This window comes from Frankia sp. CeRuru1 (assembly GCF_977966315.1).
The window spans coordinates 1-15898 of record NZ_CDWWEW010000008.1; the positions used below are offsets into that span (position 1 = coordinate 1).

General features: G+C 70.2%; 12 protein-coding genes and 1 pseudogene. 12 read left to right on the forward strand and 1 reads right to left on the reverse strand.

All coding sequences use genetic code 11. The features are described from left to right. Nucleotides 1–263 (forward strand): ATP-dependent Clp protease proteolytic subunit (locus tag AC08OP_RS01345; protein ID WP_476612526.1); only part of this gene is annotated, 263 nt, incomplete at its 5' end. A gap of 362 nt (nucleotides 264–625) precedes the next feature. Further along, entirely contained in the window at nucleotides 626–1912 is a 1287-nt protein-coding gene (gene clpX, locus AC08OP_RS01350) for an ATP-dependent Clp protease ATP-binding subunit ClpX (protein WP_462186098.1), read from the forward strand. A 21-nt stretch (nucleotides 1913–1933) separates the two neighbouring features. On the opposite strand, the gene AC08OP_RS01355 is transcribed toward clpX, so the two are convergent. Then, nucleotides 1934–3253 (reverse strand): bifunctional folylpolyglutamate synthase/dihydrofolate synthase, encoded by a 1320-nt coding sequence (locus AC08OP_RS01355; RefSeq protein ID WP_476612527.1) that lies wholly within the window; start codon nucleotides 3251–3253, stop codon nucleotides 1934–1936. Between the two features lie 174 nt (nucleotides 3254–3427). On the opposite strand from AC08OP_RS01355, the gene AC08OP_RS01360 reads away from it, so the two are divergent. The 10 genes and pseudogenes from AC08OP_RS01360 to AC08OP_RS01405 all read left to right on the forward strand — a co-directional run. Then, a complete protein-coding gene (locus AC08OP_RS01360; RefSeq protein ID WP_476612528.1) occupies nucleotides 3428–4840 on the forward strand; it encodes a glutamate ligase domain-containing protein in 1413 nt (470 codons plus the stop codon). Between the two features lie 173 nt (nucleotides 4841–5013). Further along, a complete protein-coding gene (gene ndk / locus AC08OP_RS01365) occupies nucleotides 5014–5427 on the forward strand; it encodes a nucleoside-diphosphate kinase (RefSeq protein ID WP_476612529.1) in 414 nt (137 codons plus the stop codon). Between the two features lie 441 nt (nucleotides 5428–5868). After that, nucleotides 5869–6900, forward strand: coding sequence for a rod shape-determining protein (locus tag AC08OP_RS01370; protein ID WP_011435655.1), 1032 nt, complete (start codon nucleotides 5869–5871; stop codon nucleotides 6898–6900). A gap of 137 nt (nucleotides 6901–7037) precedes the next feature. Beyond that, on the forward strand, nucleotides 7038–8003 hold the full coding sequence (mreC, locus tag AC08OP_RS01375; protein ID WP_476612530.1) for a rod shape-determining protein MreC: 966 nt from the start codon (nucleotides 7038–7040) through the stop codon (nucleotides 8001–8003). A gap of 5 nt (nucleotides 8004–8008) precedes the next feature. Then, nucleotides 8009–8551 carry a rod shape-determining protein MreD gene (gene mreD, locus AC08OP_RS01380; protein ID WP_476595339.1) on the forward strand — a complete coding sequence of 181 codons (543 nt, stop codon included), beginning with the start codon at nucleotides 8009–8011 and terminating at the stop codon, nucleotides 8549–8551. Continuing rightward, complete coding sequence (gene mrdA / locus AC08OP_RS01385) at nucleotides 8548–10737, forward strand: penicillin-binding protein 2 (protein ID WP_476612531.1); 2190 nt, start codon at nucleotides 8548–8550, stop codon at nucleotides 10735–10737. The genes mreD and mrdA overlap by 4 nt, the downstream gene beginning before the upstream one ends. 95 nt (nucleotides 10738–10832) lie before the next feature. Continuing rightward, nucleotides 10833–12068: a rod shape-determining protein RodA gene (gene rodA / locus AC08OP_RS01390; protein ID WP_476612532.1), complete on the forward strand. Its 1236-nt coding sequence runs from the start codon at nucleotides 10833–10835 to the stop codon at nucleotides 12066–12068. Nucleotides 12069–12140: 72 nt separating this feature from the next. Beyond that, nucleotides 12141–14180 (forward strand): TIGR03960 family B12-binding radical SAM protein, encoded by a 2040-nt coding sequence (locus AC08OP_RS01395; RefSeq protein WP_476612533.1) that lies wholly within the window; start codon nucleotides 12141–12143, stop codon nucleotides 14178–14180. Next, entirely contained in the window at nucleotides 14164–14913 is a 750-nt protein-coding gene (locus AC08OP_RS01400; protein WP_476612534.1) for a TIGR03936 family radical SAM-associated protein, read from the forward strand. The genes AC08OP_RS01395 and AC08OP_RS01400 overlap by 17 nt, the downstream gene beginning before the upstream one ends. A 251-nt stretch (nucleotides 14914–15164) precedes the next feature. Continuing rightward, nucleotides 15165–15898, forward strand: a pseudogene (locus tag AC08OP_RS01405) (hypothetical protein); the annotation flags it as partial.

Genomic DNA, 15898 nt, shown 5'->3' on the forward strand with positions numbered 1-15898 from the left:
AGAACAGCCGGATCCTCATCCACCAGCCGTCGGCGCAGGGCGAGGGCCAGTCGAGCGACATCGAGATCCAGGCGCGGGAGATCCTGCGGATGCGGTCCCTGCTGGAGCGGATGCTCGCCGTCCACACCGGCAAGAAGGAAGAGGACATCCGCAAGGACATCGAGCGTGACAAGATCTTCAGCGCCGACGAGGCCAAGGAGTACGGCCTGATCGACGAGGTCATCAAGACCCGGAAGTCCTCCCGGCTCGCCACCGCTCGCTGAGGTGCCGGGCCGGCGGTCCGACCCCGCGGTCGGAGCCTCGCGAGGCGTGACGTTTCGCGAGGCCGGCACGCGGTCGTCGGCCGTCGGCCGCTACCACACCCGACGCGCCGACGCGGTGAAACCCGGTCAGCAGTTTTCGTCCGTGACGCGATGGCCTAATGGGACTGCGTGGACGGGCGAGGACGGCCAAGGTGACCGTAGGCTGACCGGTATGAGCCGAGCGATTGGGCTCTCACCGGACGGCTCGGCGGGGTACCGTCCCCACGGGGATGGTTGCAGGCAGACACGCGACGACTGGGCGGTGTCAACCGCCCCTGACATGCAGGCGACACCATCGTCTGGACGAAGGGACTGAGTCCTCGGTGGCACGCATCGGTGATGGCGGTGACCTGCTCAAGTGCTCGTTCTGCGGTAAGTCGCAGAAGCAGGTGAAGAAGCTCATCGCCGGCCCTGGCGTCTATATCTGCGACGAGTGCATCGATCTCTGTAACGAGATCATCGAGGAGGAGCTGTCCGAATCCTCCGAGCTCAAGTGGGACGAACTGCCCAAGCCACGCGAGATCTACGAGTTCCTCGACAGTTACGTGGTGGGGCAGGAGACGGCGAAGAAGACCCTCTCCGTCGCGGTCTACAACCACTACAAGCGGGTCCAGGCGGGCGGATCCAGCGGTGACGGGAGCAAGGGCGAGGTCGAGCTCGCGAAGAGCAACATCCTGCTGCTCGGGCCGACGGGCTGCGGCAAGACGCTGCTCGCCCAGACTCTCGCGCGAATGCTCAACGTCCCGTTTGCCATCGCCGATGCCACCGCGCTGACCGAGGCGGGCTACGTCGGGGAAGACGTCGAGAACATTCTGCTCAAACTCATTCAGGCCGCCGACTATGACGTCAAAAAGGCCGAGACCGGGATTATCTACATCGACGAGGTCGACAAGATCGCCCGGAAGTCGGAGAACCCGAGCATCACGCGGGACGTGTCCGGTGAGGGCGTGCAACAGGCCCTGTTGAAGATCCTCGAAGGCACCACGGCCAGCGTGCCGCCACAGGGCGGGCGCAAGCACCCGCATCAGGAGTTCATCCAGATCGACACGACGAACGTGCTGTTCATCGTGGGCGGGGCGTTCGCCGGGCTCGACCGGATCATCGAGTCGAGGATCGGCAAGAAGTCGCTGGGGTTCCGCGCCGTACTGCACGGCAAGGACGACCCGGACGGATCCGACGTCTTCGGCGACATCATGCCCGAGGACCTGCTGAAGTACGGCATGATTCCGGAGTTCATCGGCCGGCTCCCGGTGATCACCAGCGTGTCCAACCTGGATCGGGAGGCGCTGATCCGCATCCTCACCGAGCCGAAGAACGCCCTCGTCCGCCAGTACAAGCGACTGTTCGAGCTGGACAGCGTCGATCTCGACTTCACCTCGGACGCGCTCGAGGCCATCGCGGACCAGGCGATCCTGCGTGGGACCGGTGCCCGCGGGCTGCGAGCGATCATGGAAGAGGTCCTGCTCTCGGTGATGTACGACATCCCGAGCCGCAAGGACGTGGCCCGGGTCGTCGTCACCCGCGAGGTCGTGCTGGAGCACGTCAATCCGACGCTGGTCCCGCGCGACGTCGTGTCCAAGCGGCCTCCCCGCCAGGAGAAGTCGGCCTGACGGCGCCCACCCGGCGCCCACTCAGTGCATCCCGTGCGTCGGGTCCAGCGCGGTCAGGGTCCGGCGGGCCTCAGCCAGATGGTAGAAGGACCCGGTCACCAGGATCGCCCCACCCGGCCCCGCCGCGTCCCGCAGGGCGTGGCGGACGGCGCAGCCGACGTCGGAGGCGGCGTGGGCCGGCATCGCCCGCGCCCGCGCCGCGGAGACCAGGCGCTCGGCGTGGATGGCCCGCGGTGACGCCGGTTCGCAGGCGATCAGCGAGCTGATCGGTTGGTGGCGCAGTTCCGCGAGAGTCCCCTCGTAGTCGTGACCGCGCAGCGCCCCGTAGACGATGGTCCACTCCCGCCCGGGGAACTCCTCACCCAGGGACCGGGCGAGCGCCGCGCCCGCTGCCGGGTTGTGCGCCCCGTCAAGCACGCACAGCGGCTGTGCGCGCACGATTTCCAGGCGTCCCGGCGCCCGGACGCCCCCGAGACCGGTCCGGACCACGGCGTCGGGGAGGGGATGACCGGCGAAGGTCTCCACGGCGGCCAGGGCGCACGCCGCGTTGGCATCCTGATAGGCACCGTGCAGGGACAGCCGCACGTCGTCGTAGCGCGCCTGCGGGGTGCGGAAACCGCCCCGTCGACCCGCCGCGTCCGGGTGGCCGGCGACCGCGGCGAAGTCCCGGCCCAGCCGCAGGATATCCGTGGCCGGGGTCCGGGCGAAGATGTCGTAGAAGCGGGGGTCCACCTCGCCGAGCACCAGGTGACTGCCGGGCTTGACGATCCCGGCCTTCTCGCGGGCCACGCCCGCCATACTCCCGGCGTAGTCCAGATGATCCGCGCCGATGCTGGTGACGACCGCGACCCGCCCGTCGGCGATGTTCGTGGCGTCCCAGCGGCCGAGCAGGCCCACCTCGACCACGGCGACGTCGACGGCCAGGTCGGCGAACCATCGGAAGGCGGTGGCCGTCAGCAGCTCGAAGAAGGTGGGCCGTCCGCTCATCGGGGCGGCCGCGTCCAGGACGGTGCCCACGCAGCGTCCGAACTCCTCGTCGCCGATCGGTCGGCCGTCGACGACCAGGCGCTCGTTCACCCGCTCCAGATGCGGACTGGTGTACAGCCCCACCCGCAGCCCCGCCGCGCCCAGCAGCGCCGAGATGATCCGCGCCGTCGAGGTCTTGCCGTTCGTGCCGGTCAGATGGATCAGCGGAACCGCCCGGTGCGGATCCCCGAGCCGGCCCGCCAGCTCCCGCATCCGGTCGAGGCTCGGCACCGGCCGACCCGCCGGCATCGTCTGCTTCTCGAGATCCACCGTGTTGTTCAGGGCGGCCCACGCCGACTCGTACGTCCACTTCACAGGCTGGTTCCACTTCACCGGCTGGTTTCGCCCTCCTTCGACCTGGGGTCGACAGTAGTCCGCGGGAGTCTGCGGGCAGGTGCGCCGGACGCGTCCTCTGCGGGGGAGCGCGGGCACCTGCGCGGGCACTTGCGTGGGCGGGAGTGAACCCGGTGGACCCGTACCATCGGGGATGTGACAGGCGCCGCCGGGACCACCGGAACCACCCATGCTCCTGATCACGAGCGGGAGGGCCCACACGCGTTCGCGGCCGAGTGCTCCCGGCGCCGCGAGGTCCGCGCCCGGCCGGGCTTCGACCGGCTGAGCCGTCTGCTGGATCTGCTCGGCCAGCCGCAGCGGGCCCTTCCGAGCATCGTGGTGACCGGCTCGGTGGGGAAGAGCTCCACGGTGTCGGCGATTACCGCGCTGCTGCACTCGTTCGGCATCCGCGCGGGATCGTTGAGTTCGCCGGGCTGGTTTGGGGCCGAGCAGCGGGTGGGGCTGGCCGGCGCCACGATCGATCCCGACGTCCTCGGCCGCGCCTACGCCGATATCGCGCCGTACCTGCCGCTGATCGAGGACGACGGCCGGCTGAGCGCCTTCGAGCTGCTTGCCGCCGTGGTCTTCGCCGCCTTCGCCGACGCTCCCGCCGACCTCGCCGTGATTGAGTCCGGCTGGGACGACGCCGGCGAGCTGAGCGCACTGCTCGACGCGCCGGTGTCGGTCGTCACCCCCGTGGCGGTGGGCGAGCGGGAGCCGGCGGCGGGCCTGGACCGGATCACCGCGCGGACGGCGGGGGTCATCCGCGCCGATACCCTGGTCGTGCTGGCCCAGCAGGTCCTGCCCGCCGCGCAGGCGCTGCTGCGGCGCGCCGCCGAGACCGGGGCGACGGTCGCCCGGGAGGGGCTGGAGTTCGGCGTACTCGGCCGGCAGGTGGCTGTCGGGGGGCAGATGATCACACTGAAGGGGCTGGGCGGCACCTACGAGGAGATCTTCCTGCCACTGCACGGCGCGCATCAGGCCCACAACGCAGCGGTCGCGCTGGCCGCGGTCGAGGCGTTCCTCGGCGGCGGGCGCAACCAGCTCGACGTCGATGCGGTCCGCGCCGGTTTCGCCGAGGTGGACTCCCGGGGCCGGCTGGAGGTCGTCCGCCGGTCCCCGACGATCATTCTTGACGTGGCCGACTCGCCCGTGGCGGCGGGCGCGCTGGCCGCGGCGCTCGACGAGGCGTTCACCTTCGACGTCCTCGTCGGGGTCATCGCCATCGAGCGCGAGGTCGAGGGCGCCGCGGCTCGGGACGGTGCCGCCGCTCGGGACGGTGGTGGCGGGCGGGATGCGGCGGAGCTCCTGGCCGTCCTGGAGCCGGTCCTGAACACGGTGGTGGTCACCGCCGGTGCCGGGCCCGGATCGCTGCCGGTCGACGGTCTCGCCGCGGTCGCCGTGGGTGTCTTCGGTGCCGACCGGGTGGAGGTCGTACCCCGGTTGGACGACGCGATCGACGCCGGGGTGCGCCTCGCCGAGGAGGACGCCGATCTGGGGGGCGCCGGCGTGGTGATCACTGGTTCGGCATCTGTCGTGGGTCGGGCCCGGGCGTTGCTGCGCCCGTGACACGTCCTCCTGGGTTTCCCGACATGTTCCCGACGCGTTCCTGATGCGGTTGCAGGGTGTTTCCGGGACGCCGCGGTCCCGTCACGGTGCGGGCGTGGGCACCCTGTAAGTTGACGGGGGATCCTTGGGTCCCTCGTCAAGGACGACGAAGTCGATGATCGAGAAGGAGTACCGTGTCCGTCGAGCGCACCCTCATCCTGGTCAAGCCCGATGGCGTCAGCCGTGGCCTCGTCGGTGAGATCGTCGGCCGGCTCGAGCGCAAGGGGCTCACTCTGGTGGCGCTCGAACTGCGCACGCTGGAGCGGTCCGTCGCCGAGACGCACTATGGCGAGCACGCCAGCAAGCCGTTCTTCGGTGAACTGGTCGACTTCATCACCTCCGGGCCGCTGGTGGCCCTCGTGGCCGAGGGGCCGCGTGCGGTGGAGGCGTCGCGTGGGCTGATCGGCGCGACCGATCCGGTCAAGGCCGCGCCCGGCTCGCTGCGTGGGGACTACGCGCTGGAGATTGGCCAGAACCTCGTGCACGGCTCGGACTCGCCGGAGTCCGCCAAGCGGGAGATCGACCTCTTCTTCCCGGGCCTGAGCTGACCGCGTAGCCGTTCACACCGACCGGGGCGTTCCCGAGACGTCCCGAGATGCCCCGAGACGCCGCCGGTCGGATTTCGGGTGGCCTCTCAGGGCCTGGCCGGGACCGTAGGCGTGTCGCCCTCATGATTCGTGGGTGTGCGCAGGGCGGTTCCGGCCCAAGGGTGACACGAAACCGGCCCATCACCGACCGGGGCGGCGAGGGGCCCGGTGTCGGTCTACCCTTCAAGTACTTGCCCGGAGCGTGTCCGGTGGGTCGCGGTAACCGACAGGGTCGTGGTCGGTGGCCGTGGTCGAATCCCCGGTGGGCGCCTGGGTCGTCCTGTTCGATCTACGAACTCTGTACGTGTTCCACGCGCTTCTCCGGCTCCTCGGTAGGCCGTGCCTGTCGGTCACGCCGGAGGCGGCCAGGACCGCATCCCCCGGGAAGGTCGGTACCCGACGATGTCCAGTTCGCTGTCGTTCCTCGGTCGTGACATGGCCGTCGACCTCGGTACCGCCAACACGCTGGTGTACGTGCGTGGCCGCGGGATCGTCCTCAACGAACCGAGCGTGGTCGCGATCAACACCACCACCTCGGGCATTCTCGCCGTCGGAACCGATGCCAAGCGGATGATCGGCCGGACGCCCGGCAACGTGGTGGCCGTGCGGCCGCTGAAGGACGGCGTCATCGCCGACTTCGAGACGACCGAGCGGATGCTGCGCTACTTCATCCAGAAGGTGCACCGGCGGCGCCATTTCGCCAAGCCCAGGCTGGTCGTGTGCGTGCCCTCCGGCATCACGGGAGTGGAACAGCGGGCCGTGAAGGACGCCGGCTACCAGGCCGGCGCCCGAAAAGTCTACATCATTGAGGAGCCGATGGCCGCGGCGATCGGCGCTGGTCTGCCGGTGCACGAGCCGACCGGCAACATGGTCGTGGACATCGGTGGGGGCACCACCGAGGTCGCCGTGATCTCACTGGGCGGCATCGTCACCAGCCAGTCGATCCGCACCGCCGGGGACGAACTCGACGTCGCGATCATCTCCTACGTCAAGAAGGAGTACTCGCTGATGCTCGGCGAACGCACCGCCGAGGAGATTAAGATGGCGATCGGGTCGGCGCACAAGGTTCCCGACGAGCCCAGCGCCGAGATCCGTGGGCGCGACCTGATCACTGGACTGCCGAAGACGATCGTGGTGACGGCGGAGGAGATCCGCAAGGCGATCGAGGATCCAGTCAACGCGGTCATCGACGCGGTGAAGGTGACCCTCGACCGCTGCCCGCCGGAGCTCTCCGGCGACATCATGGACCGCGGCATCGTCCTCACCGGCGGCGGGGCGCTGCTGCGCGGTCTCGACGAGCGGCTGCGGCAGGAGACCGGCATGCCGATCCACATCGCGGAGAATCCGCTGCATTCGGTTGCAATGGGGTCGGGCAAGTGCGTGGAGGAGTTCGAGGCCCTACAGCAGGTACTGATCTCCGAGCCGCGGCGCTAGGCGGTTGCGCAGGGCCCTTGCCGATCCCTTCCCATTGGACCGATCCTTTCCCATTGGAATAGCCGGAGCGGCGCCTGGTGCCGCGTGGCCGTCGCCGCGTGGCACCGGATCGCGCAAGAGTGTGTTCGGAGGGTGTTGTGGGCCGTGGCACGAGGCGATCCCGCCTGGTGATCGTCGCCCTGCTCATCGTCGCCTTCACCCTGATCACCCTGGACTACCGGACCGGGAGATCGGCCACCGGAGCACACGGGGTCCTGCACTCGATCTTCGGGGGGGTCGAGAACGGCGTTACGACGGTCACCCGCCCGATCGGCCGGACCGTCTCCTCCCTGACGCACCCGAACCGCTATCACGACCGGGCGGACCGACTCGCGGAGGAGAACGCCCGCCTGCGCCGCCAGATCGCCGACGACGCCGAGATCGGCCGGATGTCGACCGAACTCGCAGATCTTCGTTTGCTGGCAGATAAGGGCCAGTACACCGTCGTGCCGGCAAAGGTGATTGCGGTCGGTGACGTGACGGGGACGGACTGGACCGTCACCATCAACGCCGGCAGGGCCGACGGCATCGTGGTCGACAAGACCGTGCTCAATGCCGACGGGCTGGTCGGCACGGTGTCCGGCGTGACCGAGCACACCGCAATCGTCCGGCTGGCCTGCGACCCGGGCAGTCACATCGGAGCCCGGCTCGAACGCACCCAGCTGCTCGGTGCCGTGGTCGGTGGGCAGGGACCAAGCACGTTGACCTTCACGCTGTACGACGCCTCGTACCGGGTGCAGAAGGGCGATCGGCTGGTCACCTTTGGCAGCCTCGACTACGTCGCCGGCGTCCCGATCGGTGCAGTCACCAAGGTCACCGACGTCGATGGTCTGTCGCGGACCGCCGAGGTCAGACCGTACGCGTCGGTCGGCACTCTGGACCTGGTCGGAGTGGTGGTTGGCAAGCCACCGGCTGACCCCGGCGACCGGGTACTGAAGCCCAGGCCGGTGCCGACCGAGCCGGCTGCGCCTGTCCCGCCGGCCCCGCCGTCCCCCACTGCCGGGTCGCCGGTGGGGGGATCACCGGCCGGGGCGGCATCCGGTGTCCGGGGCGGAGCGGGTTGAGCGTGATGTGGGGCACCGCCGGCCCTGAGGAGACCCTGCGCGGGCGCGCCGTCGTGGCCGCGGTCGTGCTCCTGACCGTCGCCCTGATCCTCCAGGTCTCCGTGATTGCCCGGTTGGGCCTGCCCGGCGGCCGGCTCGACCTCATGCTCGTCCTGTTGGCGGCGATCGCGCTGATCGAGGGGCCGCTGCTCGGCGCGGTCGCCGGCTTCGTGGCGGGATTGCTGGCCGATCTGTCCTCCACCCATGTTCTCGGTCAGACTGCTCTCGTTTTGTGTCTGATCGGTTACGCTGTCGGACTGGCGATGGATGCGGCGGAGCGGTCGGTGGTGGTTCCCCTGGCGGCGATCGGTGGGGCGAGTGTGCTGGGCACTCTCGGGTACGCCGCCACCACCTCGATCCTCGGTGAGGCGGCGTTGACGGGAGGTCAGGCTGTGCTGCGGGCGTTGGCGGCCGGCGTCTACGCCCTCCTGCTCACCCCGTTCCTGTTCCCGTTGCTGCTCGCGGGCTCCCGGCGGCTGGCCGGCGGTCGGCGGCGGGAGTCGCGATGAACGACCGGGTGCGGGTCCGCGTCCTGCTGCTGCGCGTGCTGGTCGTCTCCCTGCTCATCACACTCGGCGCGCGGCTGTGGGTACTCCAGATCCTGGACGGTGACCGGTACCGCCGGGTCGCCGAGACCAACCGGGTCCGCGAGGTGGTGACGCCCGCGACCCGGGGGATGATCCTTGACGATAAGGGGCAGGCCCTCGTCCGCAACCGTACGTCGCTGGTCATCTCGGTGAACCGGTCGACCACGGATCGGCAGGCCGACCAGGGCCGGGCCGTCCTCGCCCGCCTCGCCGCGGTGATCGGCACCCCCGTGGACGAGCTCGCCCGGCGGATCCGGTTCTGTAGCGCCCAGGTGAAGCCGCCCTGCTGGAACGGATCGCCCTACCAGCCGGTACCGGTCGCCAAGGACGTCAGCCCGCAGCAGGCCCTCGCCGTCATCGAACATCCCGACCGCTTCCCCGGCGTCTCCGCCGACCTGCAGGCCGTCCGCGAGTACCCGCATGGCGCGCTGGCCGCGCACGAGCTGGGCTATCTCGCGCCGGTCAGTCAGGACCAGCTCGACAAGCAGGGGGATGAGAAGGGCTACCACCTCAACAGCCTGATCGGCGTTGCCGGCCTGGAGAGCACCTATGACGACGAGCTGCGCGGCACCGACGGGGTGGAACGCCTGGAGGTGGACCGGTTCGGCCGGGTGGCCGGTACCGCGTCGACCACCGCGCCGCTCAGCGGTGACCACCTGGTGCTCAACCTTGACCTCGACGTGCAGCAGGCGGTCGAGCAGGCGCTGACGGACACGATCAACAAGCTCGGGGGCGGCCCGCGCACCGCTTCCGCGGTCGTGCTGGACGTGCGCACCGGCGGGGTGGTCGCGATGGCGAGCCTGCCGTCCTACGACCCGTCGGTCTTCGTCGGCGGGGTCTCGGAGAACGACTACCGGGCGCTGTCCGATCCCGCGAACGGCATCCCGCTGCTCTCGCGGGCCTACCAGGGGTCGGGGGCGGCCGGCTCCACCTTCAAGGCCATCTCCGCCGCCGTCGCCTTGCAGAACCTGGGCGCCAAGGGGAACGACCTCTACGACTGCGCGCCCAGTCTGCAGATCGGTGACCAGGTCTTCCACAACTTCGACGGCCAGTCGGCCGGTCCGATCACCCTGCACCAGGCGCTGGTCATCTCCTGTGACGTCATCTTCGACAAGTTCGCCTACGACGCCTGGCTCGCGGACGGCGGGCTGCGCAACGGCCGTGGGCCCTACTCCGCCCCGAAAGAGTACTTTGTCAGGATGGCCCAGGCGATGGGCTTGGGCCGGACCACCGGGCTGGACCTGCCCGGCGAGACGCGGGGCTTCGTCGTCGACCGCGCCGGCGCCAAGGCGATCTGGGCGGAGCTCAAGGACTCCTACTGCCGGCGGGCCAAGAACGGCTACCCGGAGGAACCCGACCCGGCCAAGGCCGAGCGGTACCGCAAGTACGCCGCCGAGGCGTGCGTCGACGGCTATCTGTACAACGCCGGTGCCGCTGCCCAGTTCGCGATCGGCCAGGGCCAGTACCTGTCGCTGAGCCCGCTGCAGCTCGCCGTCGCCTATGCGGCCATCGCCAACGGCGGCACCCTGTACAAGCCCACCCTCGCCAAGGCCACCGTGTCTCCGGACGGCAAGGTCGTCAGGACCTTCGCGCCGCGCCGGGCCGGGACGCTGCCGGTCTCACCGGAGAACCTTGCTTACATCCGGGACAGCCTGCGGGGGGTGACGACGGAGGGCGGGGGCACCGCCACCGGCGTCTTCGCGGACTGGCCGAGCGACGTCGTCCCGATCGCGGCAAAGACCGGAACCGCCGAGGTCGAGGGCAAGGGGGACACCTCCTGGTTCGCCTCCTTCGCGCCGGCGAACGACCCCCAGTTCGCCGTCGTGGTCACCATCCCGGACTCCGGGACCGGCGCGGAGTTCGCGGCTCCGGTGGCCAAGCAGATCTACCAGGCGATCTACGGTGTCGGCCGGCCGGCGGCGATGCCGGGTGGGAAACCGCCGGCCGAGCCGCCGAAGCTCAACCGGGACGGGACGATCGCGGCGTCGTCACCGCAGCCCGCCCCCGCGACGCCGACATCGCCGGCCGGATCGGCGCCGGTCCTGGCCGGCCCCCTGTCCGGTACCAGCGGCGCGGGCGCGACGGCGACGGGCCGGGCACCACCCTGACGGCCACCTTGTGCCGTGAGGGCGGGGCCTCGGGATGAGGTGGGAGCCCAGGATGTGAATGTCGCGTCGGCGTGACGGTGGTGGCGGGAGGCGCAGTGGTAGACGAAGCGGGACCCACCGCACTTCGATCGTCTCCGGTGCCCATCCGGGGGCGGATCGGGCACCTGCGGGAGAGGGCTTCCGGACCCCACTCGCCGCTGCGCCGGCTCGACTGGCCGCTGCAGCTCTGCGTCATCGCGTTGTCCGTTCTCGGTGCTCTGCTGGTCTGGTCGGCGACCCGCCAGCGGCTCAGCGAGGCGGGCAGTGATCCCAACACCTTCCTCGATCGGCACCTGCTGAACCTGGCCATCGGGCTGGTGCTCGGCGCGGTTGCGACCGTCATCGACTACCGGGCGGTGCGGGCCTACGCGCCCTTCGTCTATCTCGGCTCGCTCGTCGGGCTCGTCGCGGTACTCCCGTTCGGTTCGACGATCAACGGCGCGCACTCGTGGATTGTGCTGCCTGCCGGCTTCCAGCTGCAGCCGTCCGAGTTCGCCAAGGTGGCGCTCGTGGTCGGCGTGGCGATGATCTTCGGTGAGAAACACGAGGACCGGCACACGGGAGTCCGGCGCGGCGCCCCCGGCCACGGTGACGTGCTGCTCGTGCTCGGGCTCACCGTGGTCCCGACCGGCTTGATCATGTTGCAGCCGGACTTCGGTACCGTCATGGTTCTGGTCTTCACCACCCTCGGCATGCTGGCGGTCAGCGGCGCGCCGCGCCGATGGGTGCTGGGGCTGATCCTCTGCGGTGTGCTGCTCGGCGGCGCGATCCTCCAGTTCCACCTCCTGAAGCCGTATCAGGAGGCCCGGCTGACCTCGTTCGTCTCCGAGAACAAGGCATCGTCCGGCACGGGCTACAACGTCGACCAGGCGATGATCGCGATCGCCAACGGCGGAATCTCCGGACGGGGCCTGCTGCACGGCCAGCAGACCCAGGGCCAGTTCGTCCCCGAGCAGCAGACGGACTTCGTGTTCAGTGTCGCGGGGGAGGAGCTGGGATACCTCGGGGCTGGCGGAATCATCGTGCTGCTCGGCGTGGTTCTGTGGCGGGCCCTGTCAATCGGCTTCGGCTCGCAGGACTCCTTCGGCACGCTCGTCGCCACCGGGGTCGTCTCCTGGTTCACCTTCCAGGCGTTCGTCAACATCGGCATGTGCCTGGGCATCATGCCGGTCACCGGCCTGCCGTTGCCTTTTCTCTCTTACGGCGGTTCGTCGATGTTCGCAAACATGATCGCTGTCGGGCTCCTGCAGAACGTGCGGCTGCGATCCCGATCGGACCCGTATGCCTCCTGAGCCCGCCCGGCCGCGTTTCTCTGGCCGGCCGAGCGTCGAGGTGGACCTGGCGCGTGCCGTAGGCTCGCATGCATGTCCGGACAGTCGCTGTTCGCTCGCCTGGAGCCGCTGCTCCCGCGGGTGCGAAGGCCCGTGCAGTACGTTGGGGGCGAGGGCAACTCCACGGTCAAACCCTGGGACTCCGCTGCCGTCCGCTGGTGCCTGATGTATCCGGACGCCTACGAGATCGGCCTGCCCAACCAGGGGCTGCAGATTCTGTACGAGATTCTCAACGAGCAGCCGGATGTGCTCGCCGAGCGCACCTACTCGGTGTGGCCGGACCTGGAAGCGTTGCTGCGCGAGCACGGGCTGCCGCAGTTCACGGTGGACGCCCACCGCGCGGTGGGCGATTTCGACCTGTTGGGCGTCAGTTTCGCCACCGAGCTCGGGTATACCAACCTGCTGACGGCACTCGATCTTGCCGGGATCTCGTTGCACGCGGCCGAGCGCACCGACGCTGATCCGCTGGTCATCGCGGGGGGGCATGCCGCCTTCAATCCCGAGCCGATCGCCACGTTCGTCGACGCCGTCGTGCTCGGCGACGGCGAGCAGGCCGTGCTGGGCATCACCGACGTGGTTCGCGCCTGGAAGGCGGCCGGGAGTCCCGGTGGCCGGGGCGAGCTGTTGCGCCGGCTGGCCCGTCGGCGCCTGGTGTACGTGCCGGCGTTCTACGACGTCTCCTACCGGCCCGACGGCCGTATTCGGTCGGTCACCCGCAACCGGGACGACGTGCCGGTCCGGCCGAGCAAGCACACGCTGTCCGATCTCGACTCCTGGCCGTATCCGAAGGCTCCGCTGGTCCCGCTCGCCGAGACGGTGCACGAGCGGATGAGCGTGGAGATCTTCCGCGGCTGCACCCGGGGCTGCCGGTTCTGCCAGGCCGGGATGATCACCCGTCCGGTGCGTGAGCGTAACATCGCCACCATCGGTGCGATGGTCGACGCGGGGCTGCGCGCGACGGGATTCTCCGAGGTCGGCTTGCTGTCGTTGTCGAGCGCGGACCACACCGAGATCGGCGAGATCGCCACCGGTCTCGCCGACCGGTACGAGGGCACCAACGTCTCGTTGAGCCTGCCGTCCACCCGGGTGGACGCCTTCAACGTCACGCTCGCGAACGAGTTCTCCCGTAACGGCCGGCGTAGCGGGCTGACCTTCGCCCCTGAGGGCGGTTCCGAGCGGCTGCGCCGGGTCATCAACAAGATGGTCAGTGCCGAGGACCTGGTCCGCACCGTCAGCACCGCTTACGCTCACGGCTGGCGGCAGGTGAAGCTCTATTTCATGTGCGGCCTGCCGACCGAGACCGACGAAGACGTGCTGGAGATCGCCGACCTCGCCCGGGAGGTCATCCGGGCCGGTCGGCGGGTCAGCGGGCAGCGCGACATCCGCTGCACCGTGTCGATCGGCGGGTTCGTGCCCAAGCCGCACACCCCGTTTCAGTGGGTGGGGCAGGCACCGCACGAGGTGACCGACGCTCGGCTGAAGCTGCTCCGTGATGCGGTGCGCGCCGATCGTGAGGTGGGTCGGGCGATCGGTTTCCGTTACCACGACGGTCGGCCTGGCATCATCGAGGGCCTGCTGGCTCGCGGTGACCGCCGGGTGGGTGCGGTGATCGAACGGGTCTGGCGGGACGGTGGCCGCTTCGACGGCTGGAACGAGTACTTCTCGTTCGAACGCTGGGAGTCCGCCTGCGCGGCGGAGCTCGGACCGCTGGGGGTGTCGCTGGACTGGTTCACCACCCGCGAGCGTGACGAACGCGAGGTGCTGGCCTGGGATCACCTCGACGCGGGCCTCGACCGGGACTGGCTGTGGGCCGACTGGCAGGAAGCGCTGAGCGGGAATGAGCTCGATGACTGTCGCTGGACACCCTGCTACGACTGCGGGGTCTGCCCGACGATGGGCACCGACACCCAGATCGGCCCGACCGGACGTCGACTGCTCCCCGTGCTTGCGGTGTCGAACCTCCAGGGCCCCGGGTCCGGGCAGGCCGAGCGACCGCAGCCAGCCGTTCAACCCGATCCCGCGACCGCGTCGCGGCTCGCCCCGGCTCCGGTGGGCAGTGGCGCGGCGACCTGAGGGACCGCCGCCTCCGCCGGTGGTCGAACGGGTGCGACTTCGTTTCGCGAAGCGGGGCCGGCTGAGATTCCTCTCACATCGGGACGTGGCGCGCACGTTCGAGCGCGCGTTGCGCCGAGCCGGGGTCCCGATGGCTTATTCGGCGGGATTCAGTCCGCATCCGCGGATCTCGTGGCTGGGTGCCGCGCCGACCGGGGCGGCCAGTGAGGCCGAATACGTCGAGCTGGCCCTGGCGGCCTCGGTCGATCCGGATGCGCTGCGGGTCGGCCTGGACGCCGTTCTTCCGCCGGGGCTGGACGTGCTCGCGTGCCGCCGGGCGGAAGGCGGCGGCCTCGCCGAGCGGATCGACGCCTCGCGGTGGTCGGTACGGCTGCCGGGTGCCTCCGCTCCGGAGGTCTCCGCCGCCGTGCGGGAGCTGTTGCGCCGCGATGTGGTCGAAGTTGAGCGGGCGACGAAGGACGGCCGGCGACGGTTCGATGTGCGCGCGGCAGTGGTCTCCGCCGTTTGCCGCGCAGAGAACGACACGTGTGCGATACTAGAGATGGTCGTGCGGCACACGACGCCCGCTGTACGACCAGACGACGTGCTGACCGCCCTAGGCGTGGTAGCCGGCCTGCGCTCGTCGGTGCCGCCCGAGCCCACCCGGCTCGAACAGGGCCGACTGCGCGAGGACGGCACTGTGGCGGACCCGCTGGCGCAGGACCGCAACGGCGCTGGCCGGCTGGTGGGTTGAACCTCAGCGTGTTGCAGGGCGTCGCAGGATTCCCGGCGGTACCCGCGCCGGACCGAGACAGCGGCTTCTGCGCGGTCGCGACTGCATGAGCAGCGCGCCCGGGAGCCCGAGAGGCTTCTTAACCCGTGCCCGACGACGATCTGACTATCCAGACTGAATCTGAGCCCACCCGACCGGCAGCGCGTAGGCGCAGGGCCGCGGGACGAGCGGCAGGCCCACCCGTCGATGAGCATGTCACCGCCGGGCCGAGCGTGACCGATGTGGCGCCAGCCGGGAATCCGGTTCCGGACCCGGCCGTCGCCCAGGTCCCGGGCGGGCCCCTTCCAGACGAGACCTCCGGCGACGCGCCCTCGACCACCCCGGTCGGCGAACCAGTTCCGGTCGATAAACCCGCCACCGTCGAATCCGTCACTGTCATCCCGGCCCCGCACGACACGGCGGAGGCCACCGGACCGGTGCCGGCGCGGCGCGCCCGGGTGGCACGCAGCCGCCGCGCGGTGCGTGAGGTGACCGAGGTGGCGGTCGCCCCTCCCGCCGAGGATGCCCCTCCCGCCGAGGAGGTGTCGCGGGACGTCGTATCGCCGGACGTCGCTGCGAAGCCGAAACGGACCAGGGCCCGTCGTGCCATCGCCGGACTGATGACGCCCGCTGCCGCGGTGCCGGACCCGGCCGGTGCGACCGCCCTCGGTCCGGCGATGCCGGATGTCGGTGCGACCGGGTCCGTCGGTGTACCCGCGGGTTCGACCGCCGCCGTGGCGTCGGCTCCCGACACGCCCGGGCCCGCGGACACGCCCGGGCCCGCGGAACCGGAGTCCGCGCAGCCCGGGACCGATGAGCCCGGCGTCGCCGAGCCGGTGGCCCGGGAGTCGACCGCCGAGTCGAGCTCTGCTGAGTCGAGCTCTGCCGAGCCCGAGGTCGGCAGCACCCGGAGCGCGGTGACAAAGGCCAGGCGGGCGACCGCTCCGACCTGGGCCGGGATCCATAA